This window comes from Stenotrophomonas sp. YJH_SMC_8 (assembly GCF_059371315.1).
The window spans coordinates 1-20580 of sequence record NZ_JCAFUL010000004.1; the positions used below are offsets into that span (position 1 = coordinate 1).

Genomic DNA, 20580 nt, shown 5'->3' on the forward strand with positions numbered 1-20580 from the left:
CGGTTCAGGGAGAATCCGGCGTGGGGACCCAAGCTACTTCTCGGTCGCAAGACCTGGATCCACACGGTCGCCCACGCCGGGCTCTCGGCACCCAAGGTGCCAGATCGGCAAGAGATAAGATCCACGCCATGCGTGGATGCGATCCACCACGATTCACTCGCGCAGCATGTCCACGAACGCGCGCAGCGCACCGGGCATCTGCCGCTGCTTCGGGTAATACAGCGCGAAGCCGGCGAACGGTTCGCTCCAGTCTTCCAGCACCGCCACCATCTGCCCCGATTCGATGTAGGGCCGTGCGGTGTCTTCCAGCACATAGGCCAGGCCGATGCCATCGAGCACTGCGCCGACCACGGTGCCCTGCTCGCCCAGTGTCAGCCGCCCCGGCACGTCGATTTCCAGCGCCTGCCCAGCGCGCTCGAACTGCCACTTGTACAGATGGCCACTGGCGAAGCGGAAACGGATGCACTCGTGTGCAGCCAGGTCACGCGGATGCTGCGGTGCCGGGTGCCGGCGCAGGTAGTCCGGCGCACCGACAATCAGCCCGCGCAGCGGCGGCCCCATCGGCACCGCCACCATGTCCTCGGGCACGAACTCATGCAGGCGCACGCCGGCGTCGTAACCCTCGGCGACGATGTCGACCAGGCCATCGTTCTCGGTCAGCTCCACCCGCACGTCCGGATGGGCGTGCAGGAAGCGCGCCAACCGCGGCCCCAGCTGGGTCGCCACCGCCGCGCGGGTAGCGTTGATGCGCAACAGGCCGACCGGCGCGGCGCGGAACTGGTTCATCTCCTCCAGCGCGTCATGCACCTGCCCCAGGGCCGGCTGCAGGCGTTCCAGCAGGCGCTGCCCTGCCTCGGTCAGGGCCACGCTGCGGGTCGTGCGATGGAACAGGCCTACGCCCAACCGCTCTTCCAGCGCCCGGATCGCGTAGCTCACTGCCGAGGTCGACAGGGCCAGCTCGGCCCCGGCACGGCGGAAACTGCGATGGCGGGCCACCGCCGCGAAGGCGGCCAGGTGCGTCAGGTTGTCAGTGGCCATGATTGTGCAGTTCCACTTGATGAATCATGCCGATATCCGCGCTTCTTGCCGCTGGGAACGGGGCGTATTGTAAAACGCCTTTCGACAAACCCTGCCAAGGATTCCCCATGTCCCTCGCCCGTGGTTACGCCGCCCATTCACATACCGACCCGCTGATTCCGTACGAGTTCGAACGCCGCGCGGTCGGCCCGGACGACGTGCGCATCGAGATCCTCTACAGCGGTATCTGCCACTCCGATCTGCACCAGGCCCGCGACGACTGGGGTGGCTCGATCTACCCGATGGTGCCGGGCCACGAGATCATCGGCCGCGTGACCGAGGTCGGCAGCAACGTCACCCGCTTCAAGGTCGGCGACCACGCCGGCGTCGGGTGCATGGTCGATTCCTGCCGTCACTGCGATGCCTGCGAGCACGACCTGGAGCAGTACTGCGCCGAAGGCGCGACCTGGACCTACAACGGCCGTGAACGCGAAAGCGGCGCACCGACCTACGGTGGCTATTCGGACCACGTGGTGGTCGAGCAGCGCTTCGTGGTGAAGGTGTCCGACACCCTCGACCTGAAGGCGGCCGCGCCGCTGCTGTGCGCCGGCATCACCACCTGGTCGCCGCTGCGCCACTGGAAGGTCGGCCCGGGCCAGAAGGTCGGCGTGATCGGCCTCGGTGGCCTCGGCCACATGGGCGTGAAGTTCGCCAAGGCGCTCGGCGCGCACGTGGTGATGATCACCACTACCCCGGAAAAGGGCGCCGATGCCAAGCGCCTGGGCGCCGACGAAGTGCTGGTGTCGCGCGACGCCGCGCAGATGAAGGCGCATGCCGGCAGCTTCGACTTCCTGCTCAACACCATCCCGGTCGGCCATGACACCAACCCCTACATGGGCCTGCTCAAGCGCGAGGCCACCATGTGCCTGGTCGGCGTGCTGACCGAGCTGGACCCGCCGCTGACCGGTGGCAGCGTGATCTTCGGCCGCAAGCACCTGACCGGCTCAGCGATCGGCGGCATGGCCGAAACCCAGGAAATGATGGACTTCTGTGCCGAGCACGGCATCGTCAGCGATGTGGAGATGATCGACATCAAGAACGTCAACGAAGCCTGGGAACGCATGGCGAAGAACGATGTGCGCTACCGCTTCGTGATCGACATGGCAACGATGAAGAACGCAGCCTGATCCAAGGCAGGTGTGAAAATGAAAAACCCCGGCAATGCCGGGGTTTTTTTCATCGCGTGCCGACCAAGGTCGGCACCCACCCAACATCATCAATACGCGAACTCGCGGAACACCGGATCGACATCGCCGTGCCAGCGGCCATGGAACAGCGCCAGCTTGCGCTCGGCCGGGGTCAGCCCGGATTCGACGATCTCCTGAAGCACGTCCAGGAACTTGCTCTCGTCCTGGCCATCGGCATTGCGCGCAGCACGGCGCTTGAGGCCTTCCACCGAAATCTTCACCGCCTCGCGGGCCAGGTCGCGCACCGTGCCGTTGCGGAACGGCAGATTCATCGCATGCTTCGGTACACCATCGCGCAGCGCATGGCGCTCGGCCAGGGTGAAGTCGCGCACCAGGTCCCAGGCGGCATCCAGTGCGGTGTCGTCGTACAGCAGGCCCACCCAGAACGCCGGCAGCGCACACAGGCGGCTCCACGGGCCACCGTCGGCACCACGCATTTCCAGGTACTTCTTCAGGCGCACTTCCGGGAACGCAGTGGTCATGTGGTCCGACCAGTCGCGCAGCGTCGGCAGCGCGCCCGGCAGCACCGGCAGCCTGGCCTGCATGAAATCACGGAAGCTCTGCCCGCTGGCATCGTGGTAGATGCCATCGCGGTAGGAGAAATACATCGGCACGTCGAGCAGGTAATCGACATAGCGCTCGTAACCGAAGCCGTCCTCGAACACGAAGTCGAGCATGCCGGTGCGATCGGCGTCGGTGTCGGTCCAGATGTGCGAGCGATAGCTCAGGTAGCCGTTCGGCTTGCCTTCGGTGAACGGCGAATCGGCAAACAGCGCAGTGGCAATCGGCTGCAGCGCCAGCGACACGCGGAACTTCTTCACCATGTCCGCTTCGGTCGCGTAGTCCAGGTTCACCTGCACCGTGCAGGTGCGGGTCATCATGTCCAGGCCCAGCGAACCGACCTTGGGCATGTACGAACGCATGATCTTGTAGCGGCCCTTGGGCATCCACGGCATCTCGTCGCGCTTCCACTTGGGCTGGAAGCCCATGCCGAGGAAGCCCAGCTGCAATTCGCCAGCCACCTGCGCGACTTCGTTGAGGTGGGTGCCGGTCTCCACGCAGGTCTGGTGGATGGTCTCCAGCGCCGCGCCGGACAGTTCCAGCTGACCGGCCGGCTCCAGCGTCACCGAGGCCCCATCGCGCAGCAGGGCGATGGTGTTGCCGTTCTCCTGCACCGGCTCCCAGCCGAAGCGGACCAGGCCGTTGAGCAGCGCTTCGATGCCACGCTCGCCCTCGAAGGTCGGTGGCCGCAGGTCATCCAGGCGGAATCCGAACTTCTCGTGCTCGGTACCAATGCGCCACTGCGCGCGGGGTTTCTCGCCGGAGGCGATCACCTCCACCAGCTGCGAGCGGTCGGTAATGGGGGTATCGGCGACGTGGCTGGGGCTCGACAAGGGGAAGGCTCGCTGGACAGTGGCAGGGGATGTGGGGCCCGGGGCCTTCCATCGCAAGGGCGCACTATAGCGTGGCACCCCGTTGCGTCATGCGACGGTGACGGGTTTCAGCATCCTACCGACGCCCTCTTGACCCTCGTACACTCAAGGTCATGAGCCGCCATTCACGACACCCCGAACTGCACCGCTCCGAGCGCGTCGGCTGGCTGCGTGCCGCCGTGCTGGGGGCCAACGATGGCATTGTCTCGGTGGCTGGCCTGGTGGTTGGCGTGGCCGCCAGCGGCGCTTCGGCCAGCACCATCCTGGCCACCGGTGTGGCCGGCACCGTGGCCGGCGCGATGTCGATGGCCGCCGGCGAGTATGTCTCGGTGCAGACCCAGGCCGACACCGAAGACGCCGACCTGGCGATGGAAAAGCGCGAGCTGCGCGAAGACCCGCACAGCGAGCTGGAAGAGCTGGCCGCGATCTACCGCCACCGCGGCCTAGACCCGGCGCTGGCACGGCAGGTGGCTGAGCAGCTCACCGCACACGATGCACTGGGGGCCCACGCCCGCGACGAACTGGGCATCACCGATACCCTGCGCGCGCGCCCGTTGCAGGCGGCGTTGGCTTCGGCTGGAGCCTTCACCTGCGGCGCCGCGCTGCCGGTGCTGACCTCCCTGCTCGCCCCGGTGGACAAGGTTGCGATGATCACCACCGGCAGCACCTTGCTGGGCCTGTGCCTGACCGGTGCGATGGCGGCCCGCGCCGGCGGCGCACCACCTGTCCGCGGGGCGATCCGGGTGATGTTCTGGGGTGCACTGGCAATGGCCGCCGCTGCAGGCGTCGGACGCCTGTTCGGCGCCCACGTGGCATGACCGGCATGCTGCCGCCAGTTACCGCGCTGCTGGCCGAGATGGCCAGCCTGGCCGGCTGCGAACGCGCCGAAGGCTATGCCTGCATCACCGCACGTCGCGAGCACGGCGCCAGTTCGGTGGAGATTCCGCAACCCCAGTTCGCGATCCTGCTGGAAGGCCGCAAGCAGGTACGCACCGCGCACCAGTCACTGGAGTTCCTGCCTGGCGACATCCTGCTGCTGACCCAGCGTTGCCGCATCGATGTGGTCAACACCCCCGACCCGCGCAGCGGCCGCTACCTCAGTGCCATCGTGCCGCTGTGTGCTGAAGTGCTGGCGGCGGCGCGCACGCTGTGGAGCGAAGCACTGCCCAGCGCTGGCACGGCGATGGCGCGCCTGCCGCTGATCGAACATGGCGTGGTGCTGCGGCAGTGGCGGCAATCGCTGCAGGACGGCCGTTACAGCGAAGCACGGCTGGCGCTGGCGTCCTTGGTACTGACGCTGTGCCGGCAGGGGCATGGCAACCTGCTGCTGCCACAGGCCCCGAGCCTGGGCGAACAGATCCGCGACCGCATCGCCGCCGAACCGGCGCGCGACTGGCAGTCGCGCGATGTGGAAGAACAGTTCGCACTGAGCGGTGCAACCCTGCGCCGCCGTCTTGCCGCCGAGGACACCAGCCTGCGCCAGCTGCTCACCGAGGCGCGGCTGGCGCATGGCATGCAGCTGCTCTACACCACCGACCTGCCGCTGAAGACCGTTGCAGCGCGCGCGGGCTACCGGTCCGCGGCGAGTTTCAGCAGGCGCTTCGCCGAGCAGTACGGGCTGGCTCCGACAGACATTTGAGGGTGTTCGGCAGGGCTGCGCCCTGCACCCGCCGAAGCGAGTGCAAGAGCCGAAGCAACAGCAACAGCGGGTTTCTGGGGGATGGCGGGGCGGTGTGGGTTGTCAGGACACGCCGTAAACCCGTCCTTGGGGGCTCGATGGCGCCATCCATGGCGCCAACGGTCCTGCCCACCCACACCGCCCCGCCTTCGACAGATTCCGGCGGCTGTTGGTAGGTGTCGACCTTGGTCGACACATCTGTCAGATATCGAATGAAATTCCGGGGTCAGATCCGTTTTCCTACGGAAAACGGATCTGACCCCAAGAGTATTTCCGACAGATCGCGGCCACCTGTCGAAGGCGGGGTGGGTCCGGTTGCGGGGGCGTGAGCCGCATGGATGCGGCGACCGAGCTTACATGGACGTACTTGCAGCGTCCCCCGCAACCGGACCCACCCCGCCATCCCACAGGAAACCAGCTTTTGACGTTGCTTTGGCTGCGGCCGTTGCCTCTGCGGGTGCAGGGCGCAGCCCTGCAGACAACACCCCCTCTCTGATCATTCCACGCAGTGGTTTGAGCGCCGTGCGCACGCCGGCCACGGCACGCTAGGCCAACGGAACCACCCGTCATCCACCGAGAACCGCCATGACCCTGCGCCACCTGCCGCTGCGCACCGCCCTGCTGCTGGCACTGTCCTCCCTGCCGCTGACCGCGCTGGCCGAAGCCACGTCGCCCGCCCCCACCCAGCAGGTGCCCGGCGTCTACCACCAGCGCGTCGGCGCGCTGCAGGTCACCGCCCTGTTCGATGGCGTGGTCGCGTTGGGCCGGCAGGAAGTGGTGGACGTGCCGCCCACCCTGGTCAGCCGCCTGCTGGAAGGCCGCTACGTACCGGAAGACAAGAAGGGCCTGCAGACCGCGATCAACGCCTTCCTGGTGCGCCAGGGCAACCATCTGACCCTGGTCGATACCGGCACCGCGCAGTGCTTCGGCCCCGGCCTGGGCCAGGTGCTGGACAACCTGCGTGCCTCTGGCGTCGATCCGGCCGAGGTGGACGACGTGCTGCTCACCCATGCCCATCCGGACCACCTGTGCGGCGTGCTCGACGGGCAAGGCAGGCCGGCCTACCCGAATGCCACGGTATGGCTGTCCAAGGCCGATGCCGATTACTGGCTCGACCCGGCCAGCGAGGCCAGCGCGCCGAAGGGCGTGCGCTTCGCCTTCCCGCTGGCACGCAACGCGGTGGCGCCGTACCAGGCCAGTGGCCATCTGCGCACCTTCAAACCCGGCGATGCCCTGCCCGGTGGCGCGGTGGCGATGGATACCCACGGCCACACCCCGGGCCACGTCTCCTACCGGTTCGACAGCCAGGGCCAGTCACTACTCGTCTGGGGTGATGTGCTGCACTTCCACGCGGTGCAGTTCGCTCATCCGGAAGCGGCGTTCGAGGCGGATTCGGACCGCACGGCTGCCGTCGCCAGCCGTCGCGGCCTGCTGCAGCAGGCCACTGCCAACGGTTGGTGGGTGGCCGGCGCGCACCTGCCGTTCCCCGGCCTGGGCCACGTGCGCAGCGAAGGCCAGGCCTATGCCTGGGTGCCGGCGGAGTATTCGCCGTTGTGAGGGTGTGCCGACCAAGGTCGGCACCCACCCGATCGGACCGGGTAGCGCCGGGCCATGCCCGGCGAGCGCGGCAGAGCGCCTTACGCCAGCCCCAGCCAGCCGCCGATCACGCCGCGGGCTTCGTCCACGCCGGTGCGGTCCTCGCCGGAGAACACCTGCACGCTGACGCTGTCGCCGTAGGCCGAGTGCAGTTCCTTGCGCACCTTCTGCAGGGTCTGCATCTGCTGGCTGCGGCTGAGCTTGTCGGCCTTGGTCAGCAGGGCGTGCGCCGGCATGCCGCGCTGTACGGCATAGGACAGCATCTGCCGGTCGTAGTCCTTCAGCGGGTGGCGGATGTCCATCACCACCACCAGCCCCTTCAGGGCCTCGCGGGTGCGGAAATACCGGTCGATGAAGGCCTGCCAGTGCGCCTGCAGGTCCAGCGGCACCTTGGCGTAGCCGTAACCGGGCAGGTCGACCAGATGGGCTTCCGGGGTGATCTGGAAGAACACCAGCTGCTGGGTACGGCCGGGCGTCTTGGAGACACGGGCCAGCGCGTTCTGGCGGGTCAGCGCGTTGAGCGCACTGGACTTGCCGGCGTTGGAGCGGCCGGCAAAGGCCACTTCGGCCCCTTCATCGGGCGGCAGCTGCCGCACGTTGTGGGCCGAAAGGTGGTAACGGGCGCGTTCGATGAGCAATGACATGTGCCTAGGATCGCATGTTGCGGCGCCGCGCGCCCGTGCCGGCGGCCGTTGCGGGCATTTTGCTGCACTGCTGCGTTGACCGTGCGCGGAAACGCCGTTGATAATCCGGGCGATGCCGGCGGCCACCGCCCGGCCCGGTCCATACGGAGCTTTAGCATGCGCCACGCTCGCGTTCTTGCCGTATCCGCCCTTGCCACTGCCGTAGTCGTTGCCGCTGCTGCGTTCGCGCAGACCACGTTGACCCCGCTGCCCGACAACGGGCCGATCAACACCGCCTCGCTGGAGGTGGACTTCAGCAAGACCCATTGGGGCGATGCCAAGGCTGGCCAGACCAAGGCTTCCGCCTGTGCGGCCTGCCATGGCGCCGACGGCAATTCCACGGTCGAGATGTATCCGTCCATCGCCGGCCAGAGCGAACGCTACGTCGCCCAGCAGATGGCCCTGATCGCCAACGGCCAGCGCAGTTCCGGCGCGGCGGTGGCGATGGTGCCGTTCGTGCAGAACCTCACGCCGCAGGACATGCGAGATATCGGCGCGTTCTTCGCCACGCAGAAGGCCACCGCCGGTATCGCCGATGACACGGCGGTCACTGACGGCCCGTACAAGGGCATGAAGTTCTACGAGATCGGCCAGCAGCTGTACCGCGGCGGCGACGCCAAGCGTGGCCTGCCGGCCTGCATGGCCTGCCACGGCCCCAGCGGCGCCGGCAATCCGGGACCGGCCTATCCGCACATCGGTGGCCAGCACGCGAGCTATGTCGCGCGCCGCCTGCAGGAATACCAGGCCGGCCAGACCAACGAGACCGACAAGGCCCACTTCCAGATCATGGCGACGGTCGCGCAGAAGCTGAGCGAGCAGGAGGTGCAGGCGCTGTCGAGCTACCTGCAGGGCCTGCACAACAAGGCCGACGATGTGCCCACTGCCACCCCGTCGGCGCAACCGGCTGCCGCCCCCTGACCGCCACTGGTCGGCCCGGGCCGCCACCACGGCCCGCGCCTGCGGTATGTTTCCTTCACGCCGGCGACCGCGCCGGCGTTGCTTTTTTCAACGGAGATGCGTGTCGATGAGGTTGATTTCCCGCCTGCTGTTGTCCGTGCTGGTGCTGCTGCCGCTGGCAGCCTGCGCCGCTACCCCCGCCAATGCCCCGCTGGTCGAGGGCAAAGACTACGAGCGCATCGCCCAACCGGGCCCGTTCCAGCCGCTGGCCGGCAAGATCGAGGTGGTCGAGGTCTTCGGCTACACCTGCCCGCACTGCGCCCACTTCGAGCCACAGCTGGCAGCGTGGGCGGCCAAGCTGCCGGCCGACGTGCGCTTCACCCCGGTCCCGGCCGCCTTCGGTGGTGCATGGGATGCCTGGGCACTGGCGTACTACGCCGCCGACGAGGTCGGCGTGGCCAAGCGCAGCCACGCGGCGGTCTTCAAGGCACTGCACCAGGATGGTTCGCTGCCCATGCAGAACGTCTCGGCCGATGAGCTCGCCACGTTCTACAAAGCCTACGGCGTGACCCCGGACCGTTACCTGCAGGCCCTGCGCGGCGATGCCGTGCAGAAGAAGGTCGACGCCGCCCGCGCCTTCGCCCAGCGCACCAAGGTGCCGGGTACCCCGGCCATCATCATCAATGGCCAGTACCTGGTGCGCGGCAACAGCTTCGACGACCAGCTGCGCATCGCCTCGGCGCTGATCGCCCAGGCCCGCGCAGCGCGCGGCCGCTGAACCAACACCCACCACCGACACGGCGCTGTCGCCGCCGCGTGTCATCATTTCCCCTTGGCCGGCGCCTGACGCCGGCCCCACCTTTCCAGATGCTGGAGACGTTTCCATGAAGATCCGTTACGCCCTCGCCCTCGCAGCGCTGCTGCCGATCCTGGCGGCCTGCAAGGCCGACGACGGCAGCACCAACACCACCGCGGCCCCGGCTGAACCGGCTGCAGCTCCGGCGACCACCGAGCCGGCCGCTCCGGCCGCGGGTACCGAAGGCACCGCTCCGGCGGCTGCCGAAGGCGAAAAGGCCCCGGCCGACGCTGCACCGGCTGCCGCCGCACCGGCTCCGACCACCGCCGCGCTGACCGGCCCGGCCCCGGTGGAAGGTGCCGACTACCAGGTGATTCCCAACGGCCAGCCGTTCCAGCCGGCCGCCGGCAAGATCGAAGTGACCGAGATCTTCGGCTACGTCTGCCCGGCCTGCGCCGCGTTCCAGCCGCTGGTTGGCCCGTGGAAGGCCGGCCTGCCGAGCGATGTGAACTTCGTCTACGTGCCGGCCATGTTCGGCGGCACCTGGGATGACTACGCCCGTGCCTTCTACGCCGCACAGACGCTCGGCGTGCAGGAGAAGACCCACGAAGCGCTGTACGCCGCCATCCACTCGCAGAAGACCCTGAAGGGCGAGCGTGGCCGTGACTCGGTGGACGACATCGCCAAGTTCTACGGTGCCTACGGCGTGGATCCGAAGCAGTTCGCCGCCACCATGGGCAGCTTCGCGGTGAATGCCAAGACCAACTCGGCCAAGCAGTTCGCGCAGCGCAGCCAGATCAGCGGCACCCCGTCGATCATCGTCAACGGCAAGTACCTGGTGAAGGGCAAGAGCTTCCCGGACATGCTGCGCATCGCCGACCACCTGATCGCCCGCGAACGCGGTGCGGCCCAGGCTCACTGATCCAAGAGAAGCGTTTCCCGGCCGTGAATTCCCCCCGTACACGGACCCTGCGCTTGCTGACGGCCAACATCCAGGCCGGCTCAAGTACCCGCCGCTACAGCGACTATGTGACCCGCAGCTGGTCACATGCGCTGCCGGCGGGTCGCAAGCGCAGCAGCCTTGACGCGATCGCCACCCTGGCGCGCGAACACGACATCGTCGGCCTGCAGGAGGCCGATCCGGGCAGCCTGCGTTCGGGCTTCACCAACCAGACCCACTACCTGGCCCAGCGCGCCGGCTTCAATTACTGGAGCCACCAGCCGAACCGGCGCATGGGCGGGGTCGCCTCCAGCGCCAACGGCCTGTTGAGCAAGCTGGAACCGGTTGAAGTGCAGGATCACGCCCTGCCCGGCCGCATCGGCGGGCGCGGCGTGCTGCTGGCCAAGTTCGGCGACGGCGCCGACGGCCTGGCAGTCGCAGTGGCGCATCTGTCGCTCGGCGCGGGCTCGCGGATGTCGCAGCTGGGCTTCATCGCCGAGCTGTTGTCCGACCACCCGAACGCGGTGCTGATGGGCGACTTCAACTGCTTGGCCGAGCGCCCGGAAATGCAGGTGCTGTACCAGAAGACCCGGCTGCAGCCGCCCGGTTGCATCGTGCCGACCTTCCCCAGCTGGCGCCCGGACCGCGCCATCGACCACATCCTGGTCAGCAGCGGGCTGCAGACCCGCACCGTGGAAGCCGTACCGGCCGCGTTCTCCGATCACCTCGCGCTGGCGATGGCGATCGACGTCCCGGCCGACGCACTGCGCTGACCGCACCTGGTAGGTGCCAACCTTGGTTGGCATGTTGCCCAAGGGCTGCGGACAGCTGCTCTTGTGGGTGCGGGCCGTTGGTCCGCACGCTCTCCGCCGGGCATGGCCCGGCGCTACCCGGCCTGCGCGATCGGCCCCTTCAACCGCCTTGCCGTCATCGTGCTGCCCACCGAGGCAAGCACCGTGCAGCCGATCGCCAGCCACTGCAGCCCGTGCAGGTGCTCGTGCAGCAGCAGCATCGCCCACAGCGCGGCCACCGCCGGCTCCATGCTGATCAGGATGCCGAAAGTCTCCTTCGGCAGGCGCTTGAGCGCCATCATCTCCAGCGACATCGGGATCGCACTGGACACCAGTGCCACCAGCAGGCCCGCCACGAGGATCTTCGGATCGAGCAGCGCGGCACCGGCATGCACCACGCCCACCGGCACCACCACCAGCGATGCGGCCAGCAGGCCCAGCGACACCGAATGCCCCGCGTGCAGGTGGCCGGCGCGTTTGCCGAACACGATGTACAGGCCCCAGCACGCCGCTGCGCCCATCGCGTACAGCACACCGGCCGGGTCCAGCGCCGGGCCACCACCGATCGGCAGCAGCAACAGCAGCCCCACCGCCGCGCAGCCCACCCAGAGGAAATCGATCGGACGTCGTGATGACAGCATCGCCACCGCCAGCGGCCCGGTGAACTCGATGGCCACCGCGATGCCGAAGGGAATGGTGCGCAGGGCCATGTAGAACAGCAGGTTCATCAGTCCCAGGGTGAGCCCGTAGCGCAGGATGGTGATGGCATCCGGGCGGCTGGTCTTCCAGCGCCATGGCCGCCAGAACAGCAGCAGCAACAGCGCTGAAAAGCCCACGCGCAGCGCGCTCGTGCCCTGCGCACCGATCAGCGGGAACAGGTGTTTTGCGTAGGAGGTGCCGATGGCCAGCGAGGTGACCGAGCCGAGCACCGCCAGCGCCGGCAACATCGGCGCGAGTCGTGAGGTCTGCATGCGCAAAGTCTATTGCGCCGGCGCCGAGCACTTGGCTCAATTGACAGCCTGTTCGTGCAACTTCTGCTCGCCATGGCCATCGCTCCCGTGCTCGACAGCTTCGACCGCGCCATCCTCGACCTCCTGCAGCGGAACAACACCCTGCCGCAGCGCGAAATCGCCGAGGCCGCGCACCTGTCCACCCCGGCCGTGCAACGCCGCATCAAGCGCCTGCAGGACAGTGGCGTGATCGCCGCCAACGTGGCGGTGGTCGCCGCGGCCAAGGTCGGGCGGCCACTGACCATCATCGTCGAGGTGCGCGTGGTCAGCGAGCAACGTGAACGCGTGGCGCCGTTCAAGCGCCGTGTGCAGGACGACCCGGCGGTGCAGCAGTGCTATTCGATCACCGGCGACGGCGATTTCCTGCTGCTGCTTTCGGCCGCCTCGATGGAAGAGTACGAGGCGATCACCGAGCGGTTGTTCGGCGGCGATGACAACATCGAGCGCTTCCGCACATCCGTGGCACTGGGCACACTGAAGCGGAGTTTCGAGGTACCGCTGCTGCCGGTGCCGTAGCGTCGGGCCATGCTCGACGGCTTTGGGACCGCAGGGCAACAGCAGTCGAGCATGGCTCGACGCTACAATCGAAAGCCATGAGCACAACGCTGTCCCCCGCCCGTCGCCCGCGCCGCTGGTTGCTGCGCGGCCTGTGGCCGGCCATTGCCCTCGTTGCCGCGTTGATGCTGTGGAACAGCCCATGGGCGGCCGCGCCGAAGATGCTGTGGGCACTCTCGCGGATGCCGCCGGCCACCGAGCTGCCGGTGCCGGTGGAAGGCATCAGACCCAGGCAGATCGCCGATACCTTCGGCGCACCACGCGGCCGTGACCGCTCGCACGCCGGCATCGACATCTTCGCCAGGCGTGGCACACCGGTGCGCAGCGCCACGGCCGGTGTCGTCGCGGATGTCAGCGAACGCGGGCTCGGCGGGCGCCAGGTCTGGGTGATCGGGCCGGCGCGCGAACGCTACTACTACGCCCACCTGGACGACTGGGCCGAAGGCCTGGCACGCGGCCAGGTGGTGCAGCCCGGCGATCTGCTCGGGCATGTCGGCGACAGCGGCAACGCCAAGGGCACTCCGCCGCACCTGCACTGGGGCATCTACGGCACCGACGGCGCGCGCGATCCACTCCCGCTGCTGCGCTGACCCAGCCCGCCCCCGGATCACCGGATCGATTCGTTCATGATTTGTAAATAGGAATAGTTCGTATTACCATTTCTTTCGTTTCCGGTAGCGCCAGGACGGCCTGCCCGCCCTCTCCCTACCCGTAGCGCCTCGCCTCCTGGATGCCGGCCGATCGCGCGTGCTCGCCCAGGACCCCCATGACCCGTTCCGCCTTCCGTACCCCGCAGCCGCAACGGCTGTCCGTTGCCGTGCTCGCCGTTCTCTGCGCCGTGGCCCCGGCCGCCTTCGCCGAAACCGCCGCCGATCCGACCACCCTCGACAAGGTGGTGGTGAAGGGTGAACGCGCCGAAGGCTATTCGGTGCGCCGCACCTCGGCCGGTACCCGCTTCGACCTGGCCCCGCGCGAGATCCCGCAGTCGATCAGCATCATCAGCCACCAGCGCATCGAAGATCAGAACCTGGACGACATCATCGACGTGCTGGCCAATACCACCGGCGTGACCAGCACCCAGTCCGACAGCGAGCGCACCGAGTTCTACGCGCGCGGTTTCTACATCGATGCCTACCAGTTCGATGGCCTGCCCACGCAGATGGTGCAGAACTGGAGCTACGGTGATTCCGGCCTGGACCTGGCGCTGTACGACCGCGTTGAAGTGGTGCGTGGTGCCACCGGCCTGCTCAGTGGTGCCGGCAATCCGTCCGCATCGGTGAACCTGATCCGCAAGCACGCCGACAGTGCCGAACTGGCTGGCAGCGTGTCGGTGAACGTCGGCAGCTGGGGCCGTACCCGCACCACCGTTGACGTGGGCAGCGCGCTGAACGCCAGCGGCACCGTGCGCGGCCGCGTGATCGGCAGCTATCTGGACACCGACGGCCAGATGGACCGCTACAACCAGCGCAAGACGCTGGGCTATGCGGTCATCGACGCCGACCTGACCCCCGACACGCAGCTGAGCGTGGGCTACGACTACCAGCAGAAGCGCGCCAATGGCGCCACCTGGGGTGGCTTCCCGATGCTGTACTCCGATGGCTCGCGCACCGGCTACGACGAATCGTTCAATGCCAGCCCGAACTGGACCTACTGGGACACCACCAGCAAACGCGCCTTCGCCACCCTGCAGCACGCCTTCAGCAATGGCTGGAAGTTCAAGGTCGGTGCCACGCACGATGAGACCAAGGCTGACGACAAGCTGTTCTACCCGGCCTACAACGACTGGACCACGGGCGCATCGAACTTCGACAAGACCACCGGCGCGGGCATCTCGCCGTCCGCGGGCTTCTACAACACCGAGCGCAAGGTCACCGGCGTCGATGGCTACGTTGATGGTCCGTTCCAGCTGTTCGGCCGCGAGCACCAGTTCATGGCAGGCCTGAGCTACAACAAGCGCGAGTACGCCAACTACGGCGACTACCAGGTCGGCGGTGCCGGCCAGACCTGGGATCCGTTCGCAAGCTATCTGAACTGGACCGGCAACATCAGCGAGCCGAACTGGAACCCGCTGGCACTGGCCAGCGAGGGCACCATCACCCAGAAGGCCGGCTACGCGGCCGCGCGCCTGTCGCTGGCCGATCCGCTGAAGCTGATCATCGGCGCCCGCTACACCGACTGGAAGAGCGAGGGCGAAGGCGCCGACCGCGCGCACAAGGTCACCACGCCGTACGCCGGGCTGGTGTTCGACATCAACGGCACGTACTCGACCTACGCCAGCTACACCGAAATCTTCCAGCCGCAGACGCTGAAGGACCGCAACGGCAGCTACCTCGATCCGGTCGATGGCAAGAGCTACGAAGTGGGCGTCAAGGGCGCATGGTTCGACAACCGCCTGAACGCCTCGCTGGCGGTGTTCCGCATCGAACAGGACAACGTCGGCCAGGCCACCGGCGAGCCGGTGCAGGGCAGCCAGAACGAGTTCGCCTATCGCGCCGCGCGTGGCACAGTCAGCCGTGGCTTCGAGTTCGAGGTGAACGGCGAACTGGCACCGGGATGGAATGCCACCTTCGGCGCATCGCGCTACGTGGCCAAGGACATCAACGGCGCCGACATCAATACCAACCTGCCTCAGACCGCACTGAAGCTGTTCACCAGCTACACCCCGCAGTCGCTGCAGGAGCTGACCATCGGTGGCGGTGCCAACTGGCAGAACCGCATCTACTACCCCGTGCCGGCCTACGGCCGCATCGAGCAGAGTGGCTATGCACTGGTCAGTGCCTTCGTGCGCTACCGCATCTCGCCGGAGTTCAGCGTGCAGGCCAACCTCAACAACCTGCTGGACAAGAAGTACCTGTCGCAGATCAACGGCTACGGCGCGTTCGGTGATGGCCGCAACGGCTCGCTGACGTTCACCTGGTCGTTCTGATGCAAACAGCGCCGGGTTGATCCCGGCGCTCACAGCACGTGGAAAGCTAGGCCCGGACCAATGCCTCAGTCAAATATCATTTCACTGAAGAATAGGTCACCGTAATCAAGGCGCGAATGATTGCCTTCAGTGACGATGGAAATTGCCTGCTCACCTGGAGCCACTTGTTCCAGCACACTTCGGACATCCCTTTTGTCCTGAGAAAACTCAAGAACTGCAGGAGCGCTGATACCTCTGCGTATTGTTAGGCGACGGGCAATTTCCCCTGAGTCCAACTTAATCGCAGGGATCTCAACCTGCACGGTCTTCACTGAGAACGCCCCCTGATCTTCCTGCCTGAGCCCCTCCAACTCCAGATCCAATTCTGCCTGAACCGCCCGCCAACGATCATCTGGATCAGACATGGCACTACGCCGCTCCATTGGCGTAAGTAATTTCATCTCAGTGTCACCCATACCTTGCGAATCCGGCCAAGCTACTTCGAACGCAAGACGCGAGAATCCGGACAAATTAATCGCCTTAGCAAAGCTAAGTCGCTTCATGACCTCCTGAGCCCTGCCCTTATTTCTTGCGTTAACAACAGTGAGTGCCGGCGGCTCTGGATCAACCACAACTATCCTCGAGGAGGATCGACTTCTTTCATCACTGAGCAGTACACCGATGACAAGGCTTTCCCCACGCAGCCCTCCCTCAATGCGGATCCCCTTCTTCTGCTCCTTACCCGTAGCCATAGCCCGATCAAGATAGGCTCTTCCGCTCTGCGTACCTTTGCACTCGAGTACATGCATGAGCCCGTTCTTATCTTCAATGACAAAATCCGGACACTTCCCAGGACCAACCTTAGGGATTTTCTTCTTACTCTTCCTCACCCCCATGTTGCCTATGAACTGACGGCCATCAACAATATTCTTCGCCCCACCGAGTTGTTCGACCAGCCAATTTACAGACAGGGCAACTCCAAAGTCATCGCTGAGAATCCCTCGCTGGTGCGGATCCAAATTTGTGAACGGAAGACTTATTCGAAGATCGTCGGTAGCAGCGCACGCAGAAAAATATCTGACGCATGCCCAGTACCTCTCTGGCGACCCTGCAGACAGCCCATTTGGCGAAGTTAGCGCACCAAGGAGAAGCAGGGACTGACCAATGTCGACTATTTGCTTTGGCTGCGCCTTCACCCCCCATGGCGGCACAGGCTTCTTCTTCCAACTCTTCTCGTTGACCTCGACCAAGATCTCTTTGGAGAACATGTCGTTCCTTGACTGGAAGGTTCGACGACAATTTAGCGCTATCGAGATGACCCTGCCAACTTCATGATTCTCATCATCGTCAAAAAAATACCGGCACCGGAATTACCCCGGCACCGGCACTTCATACTAGAACCGCAGATCCGCGCGCAGGTACCAGTAACGACCACGCGGGATGTCGTAGGTCGAGGCGTCATAGCCGTTCAGCGAGCACGACAGGCAGATCGGCGGATCCTTGTCGAACACGTTGTTCAGGCCGGCGGTCAGCTGCAGCCCCTTCATCCAGTCGATCTTGTAGCCCACCTGCATGTCATGGAAGGTGGTGGCCGACAGCGTGTTGGTGCCCGCAGCCTGGTTGCTGCACACCGGGAAGGCCGCGGCATCGCCGCAGTTCTCGGTCAGCTCGGAGATGTGCCGCACCGTCCAGTTGGCGCTCCAGCGGTCCATCGTCCAGCCGATGCTGGCGTTGCTGGTCCACTCCGGAATCGAGCTGTCGGCCACTTCCACGCCCGGCTTCTGCGGCTGCTTCTGCCCGGCCGCACCGGTGGCCTCGTAACGGCCGACGAAGGTGTTCTTCCACGCCAGCTTGAACTGGCCGATGGAGGTCTGCGGCAGTGTCCAGAACAGATCCACGTCCCAGCCGTCGGTCTTGATCGACCCCAGGTTGGTCAGGCGGTTGTTGAAGCTGCTGACCGCACCGGTGCTGGCACGGGTGATGCCGTTGCAGTAGACCGGGTCCAGCGTATCCACGCACAGGTCCAGCTGGGTCTGCGCGTTGATCGCCTGGATCGCACCGTCGATGGCGTGGCGATAGAACGTCACTTCAACGTCGAAGCGTTCCGACCACGAAGCATTGTTGCCGAACCACGGGCTCCACACGAAGCCGGCGCTGAAGCTGCGCGAGCGTTCCGGGTCCAGCTCGCGGTTGCCGCCGGTGGTCACCGAGATCTGCGAGTTGGCCTGCTGGAAGCCGGCCGGCACGCCCAGCGCGGCACAGTTGGCCGCGCTGCCACGCGGCGGCGTACCGCCCAAGCCCACCGAGCACGGATCGAACAGCTGCAGGTCGGCACGTGCAGCCGAACCGTACAGTTCACCGATCGACGGTGCACGGAAGCCCTCGGCGTAGGTGGTGCGCAGCACGAAGTCATCGGTCACCTGCCAGCGCAGGCCGTACTTGGGCGTGAACTCGCCACCGAAGGTGGAGTAATCCGAATAACGACCGGCCAGGCTCAGGTCCATTTTCTTGCCGAACGAGGAGTCGGCGAAGATCGGCACGCTCAACTCCAGGTAGGCCTCGTTGACGTCGTAGGAACCGGAGGTCGGCTGTGACGGCACGCCGTTGTAGTGGCCGATCACCGTCAACGGATCGGGCTGGTAGGAGCCCTTGTACTTGCGGTACTCGAAGCCGGTGGCGAAGGACACCGGACCGGCCGGCAGCGAGAACAGCTCGCTGGACAGGTTGGCGGTGAACAGGCTCAGCTCGTTCTGGCTGCGGTCGCGCACCACCGGCTGGATCCACTTCAGCATGTCCGGGGTGATCGAACCGACGCCACCGAAGATGTTCAACGGTACGCAGCCGGCAGTGGCGGCGCACACCGCCGGATCGCCCAGCGCCATGTTCACCTTGTAGATGTCATAGCTGCCGTAGTTGGTCTGTTCGGCCTTGTTCTTGCTGTACATGCCGTTGACGTCCCAGTACCAGCTGCGGTCGGCGGCATGGAAGTCACCGACCAGGCCGGTGGCGAAGTAGGTGGTGTCCACCTTCTGCTTGAACACGCGCGCACCGCCTTCCACCGGGCGACGACCGATCAGGCTCATGTTGTCGCCGGAAACCAGATCGAAGCCGAACGGGTTGTACGGGTTGAGTGCGGAGACGGTGATGTTGTCGGCCAGCGGATTGCCGGTGGCGCCATCGGGGCCGAAGAACAGCGGCTCGGGACCGGCCTGGTTGGTCGACTCGCGGCGGTTGCCCAGCGCCTTGATGTACCACTGCACATTGTCGGTGATGTCGAAGCGGAACTGGCCGAACAGGCCTTTGCGCTCCGACGGCGTCAGCACCATGTTGTATTCGGCGAAGTTGAAGCGGTCGGCAGTGGTGAAGCAATGGTAGTCGTCGCTGCGGTTACAGCCGGCACTGCCGTCGTACCGCGGGTTGCTCACGCCGGTGTTGGGCACGATGTTCTGCGACGCGCCGGTATTCGGATCGACGAAGGCAAAGCGGCCCTGCGGGATGCCACCGCTGCCGAACGCCAGGCCGGTACCGGGAATCGGGAAGCGCGACTGCTCGCGGTCCTTGGCGAACACCGGGTCCTGCTTGGTCCAGCTGGCGCCCAGGAACAGGCTGAAGCGATCGCCACTCTTGCCCCAGGCCAGGTCCACGCCCTTCTGCGTGCCGTCGCCCTTGCTGTACTCGCCGTAGTTCAGCGTCACCTGGCCGCCATCGAAATCGCGGCGGGTGATGATGTTGACCACGCCGGCGATGGCATCGGAGCCGTACAGCGACGACGCACCGTCCTCCAGTACCTCGATGCGCTCGACGATCGCCAGCGGAATGGTGTTGAGGTCGGTGGCCGAGCCCACACCGGACGCCGACGATTCATTGACCCAGCGGATGCCATCGACCAGCACCAGCACGCGCTTGGCACCCAGGTGGCGCAGATCGACCTGCGCTGAGCCGGCACCCACGCCGCTGCCATCGGGCGGGAAACCAAAGTTGCCGGACGAGTTGAACTTGGCGTTGAGCGCGGAGCCGGAACCGGTGAGCTGCTGCAGCACCTCGCCGATCGAAGTCAGGCCGGTGCGTTCGATGTCGCCACGGGTCAGTGTCTGGATCGGCACCTGGCCTTCGACTTCAGCGCGCTTGATGCGGGTACCGGTGACCTCCACCGCATCGAGGTTGGTGGTGGATTGCGCAGCGGCACCCAACGGTGCCAGGGCCGTCACGCACAGCGCGACGGCAACCGCCAACGGGCGGTGATGCAGGTGAATCATTCGCTCTCTCTCCAAAGGAATGTCGGGACATGGACTGCCGCGCTCCCCCCTGCATGGCGGCAGCGTCTCCTTTGTAAACAAACAGTAAAAACCACGGCGTGATGATCGACACTCTTTCACGCGGATTTGACGCAGTTGAAGGCTGATTGCGTCAAATGACGGAATATCCAGACCGGACGGTACTGTTCGTCACAGCGCGCACCACGGTGGCTACGACAGCGCGAGCCGAATGCCAGGGGGTCCTGTTACCGCGACGGGTCGTTCAGCGCGACCACACGCAGGCCGTGCTGATTGACAACCCGCAGCACCCGGATCAGGTCGCCGTAATCGGTGCCATCGGCGGTAACCAGGCGCACCGACGGTTGCCGCGCCTCGGGCAGCTGCCGGGCCTGGGCAAGCACCCGCAGCAGCGCTGCATCATCCAGTGGCCGATCGTTCCAGAACAGGCCACCGACGGCGTCGATACGCAGATCAATCGGGACGGGCGTCGACTGTCCCAGGCCGGGTGGGCAGGCGGTACGTTGCTGGAACGGCTGGATGACAGCCGTGCTGGCCATCGGCAGCGTGGTGATCACCAGCGCCAGCAGCACCAGCAGTACATCCACCAACGGTGCCAGGTTGATGTTGGCGATCAGCACATTCGCCGGACTGGCTTCGTATCGCATACCGCGCTCCATCGCAGGAAGAGCGGCCCGTCAGTGGCAGACCGCGCGTTGCGGGGATCATCGCACGAACGCCGTGCGGGCCCGGTATCGCCACCCCGCCCGGACCGCGAC

General features: G+C 66.1%; 18 protein-coding genes. 11 read left to right on the plus strand and 7 right to left on the minus strand.

From position 1 onward, the window contains the following. Positions 1 to 153 precede the first annotated feature (153 nt). Positions 154 to 1038, minus strand: a complete 885-nt coding sequence (locus AC5P88_RS05675) for a LysR family transcriptional regulator (protein WP_495224545.1) — start codon at positions 1036 to 1038, stop codon at positions 154 to 156. Positions 1039 to 1145: 107 nt separating this feature from the next. On the opposite strand from AC5P88_RS05675, the gene AC5P88_RS05680 reads away from it, so the two are divergent. Then, the gene (locus AC5P88_RS05680; protein WP_005419275.1) at positions 1146 to 2204 is read left to right on the plus strand and encodes an NAD(P)-dependent alcohol dehydrogenase; all 1059 of its coding nucleotides are present in this window, start codon (positions 1146 to 1148) and stop codon (positions 2202 to 2204) included. Positions 2205 to 2293: 89 nt separating this feature from the next. On the opposite strand, the gene AC5P88_RS05685 is transcribed toward AC5P88_RS05680, so the two are convergent. Then, a complete protein-coding gene (locus tag AC5P88_RS05685; RefSeq protein ID WP_106550748.1) occupies positions 2294 to 3658 on the minus strand; it encodes a glutamate--cysteine ligase in 1365 nt (454 codons plus the stop codon). 152 nt (positions 3659 to 3810) lie between these two features. Between AC5P88_RS05685 and AC5P88_RS05690 the strand changes: the two genes are divergently transcribed. From AC5P88_RS05690 to AC5P88_RS05700, 3 genes are all read left to right on the plus strand, one after another. After that, a complete protein-coding gene (locus AC5P88_RS05690) occupies positions 3811 to 4515 on the plus strand; it encodes a VIT1/CCC1 transporter family protein (protein WP_049452781.1) in 705 nt (234 codons plus the stop codon). Further along, positions 4512 to 5336, plus strand: a complete 825-nt coding sequence (locus tag AC5P88_RS05695) for a helix-turn-helix transcriptional regulator (RefSeq protein ID WP_495224547.1) — start codon at positions 4512 to 4514, stop codon at positions 5334 to 5336. Before AC5P88_RS05690 ends, AC5P88_RS05695 begins: the two co-directional genes overlap by 4 nt. 624 nt (positions 5337 to 5960) lie before the next feature. Continuing rightward, the gene (locus tag AC5P88_RS05700; RefSeq protein ID WP_495224549.1) at positions 5961 to 6932 is read left to right on the plus strand and encodes an MBL fold metallo-hydrolase; all 972 of its coding nucleotides are present in this window, start codon (positions 5961 to 5963) and stop codon (positions 6930 to 6932) included. Between the two features lie 80 nt (positions 6933 to 7012). On the opposite strand, the gene yihA is transcribed toward AC5P88_RS05700, so the two are convergent. Then, positions 7013 to 7615, minus strand: coding sequence for a ribosome biogenesis GTP-binding protein YihA/YsxC (yihA, locus tag AC5P88_RS05705; RefSeq protein WP_099551130.1), 603 nt, complete (start codon positions 7613 to 7615; stop codon positions 7013 to 7015). Between the two features lie 156 nt (positions 7616 to 7771). Between yihA and AC5P88_RS05710 the strand changes: the two genes are divergently transcribed. The 4 genes from AC5P88_RS05710 (at position 7772) to AC5P88_RS05725 (ending at position 11060) form a co-directional block, all read left to right on the plus strand. Next, a complete protein-coding gene (locus AC5P88_RS05710; protein ID WP_111204376.1) occupies positions 7772 to 8572 on the plus strand; it encodes a c-type cytochrome in 801 nt (266 codons plus the stop codon). Between the two features lie 106 nt (positions 8573 to 8678). Continuing rightward, positions 8679 to 9329 (plus strand): thiol:disulfide interchange protein DsbA/DsbL, encoded by a 651-nt coding sequence (locus tag AC5P88_RS05715; RefSeq protein ID WP_099551128.1) that lies wholly within the window; start codon positions 8679 to 8681, stop codon positions 9327 to 9329. 106 nt (positions 9330 to 9435) lie between these two features. After that, entirely contained in the window at positions 9436 to 10269 is an 834-nt protein-coding gene (locus tag AC5P88_RS05720; RefSeq protein ID WP_495224551.1) for a thiol:disulfide interchange protein DsbA/DsbL, read from the plus strand. 53 nt (positions 10270 to 10322) lie between these two features. Continuing rightward, positions 10323 to 11060, plus strand: a complete 738-nt coding sequence (locus AC5P88_RS05725; protein ID WP_008267450.1) for an endonuclease/exonuclease/phosphatase family protein — start codon at positions 10323 to 10325, stop codon at positions 11058 to 11060. Between the two features lie 113 nt (positions 11061 to 11173). Here the strand turns inward: AC5P88_RS05725 and AC5P88_RS05730 are convergent, their stop codons facing one another. Continuing rightward, complete coding sequence (locus AC5P88_RS05730) at positions 11174 to 12049, minus strand: EamA family transporter (RefSeq protein WP_495224552.1); 876 nt, start codon at positions 12047 to 12049, stop codon at positions 11174 to 11176. Between the two features lie 72 nt (positions 12050 to 12121). Here AC5P88_RS05730 and AC5P88_RS05735 point away from each other — a divergent pair, with 72 nt between their 5' ends. The 3 genes from AC5P88_RS05735 to fhuE all read left to right on the plus strand — a co-directional run bounded on the left by AC5P88_RS05735 (position 12122) and on the right by fhuE (position 15569). Continuing rightward, positions 12122 to 12604 carry an Lrp/AsnC family transcriptional regulator gene (locus AC5P88_RS05735; RefSeq protein WP_495224553.1) on the plus strand — a complete coding sequence of 161 codons (483 nt, stop codon included), beginning with the start codon at positions 12122 to 12124 and terminating at the stop codon, positions 12602 to 12604. Between the two features lie 77 nt (positions 12605 to 12681). Further along, complete coding sequence (locus tag AC5P88_RS05740; RefSeq protein ID WP_495224554.1) at positions 12682 to 13233, plus strand: M23 family metallopeptidase; 552 nt, start codon at positions 12682 to 12684, stop codon at positions 13231 to 13233. 176 nt (positions 13234 to 13409) lie between these two features. Beyond that, positions 13410 to 15569, plus strand: coding sequence for a ferric-rhodotorulic acid/ferric-coprogen receptor FhuE (gene fhuE / locus AC5P88_RS05745; protein WP_495224555.1), 2160 nt, complete (start codon positions 13410 to 13412; stop codon positions 15567 to 15569). Between the two features lie 65 nt (positions 15570 to 15634). Here fhuE and AC5P88_RS05750 read toward each other — a convergent pair whose 3' ends face one another. The 3 genes from AC5P88_RS05750 to AC5P88_RS05760 form a co-directional block, all read right to left on the minus strand. After that, positions 15635 to 16816, minus strand: coding sequence for a hypothetical protein (locus AC5P88_RS05750; RefSeq protein WP_495224556.1), 1182 nt, complete (start codon positions 16814 to 16816; stop codon positions 15635 to 15637). 126 nt (positions 16817 to 16942) lie between these two features. Next, positions 16943 to 19804: a TonB-dependent receptor plug domain-containing protein gene (locus AC5P88_RS05755; RefSeq protein WP_495224557.1), complete on the minus strand. Its 2862-nt coding sequence runs from the start codon at positions 19802 to 19804 to the stop codon at positions 16943 to 16945. Positions 19805 to 20049: 245 nt separating this feature from the next. After that, a complete protein-coding gene (locus AC5P88_RS05760; protein ID WP_106550152.1) occupies positions 20050 to 20469 on the minus strand; it encodes an ExbD/TolR family protein in 420 nt (139 codons plus the stop codon). Positions 20470 to 20580 lie beyond the last annotated feature (111 nt).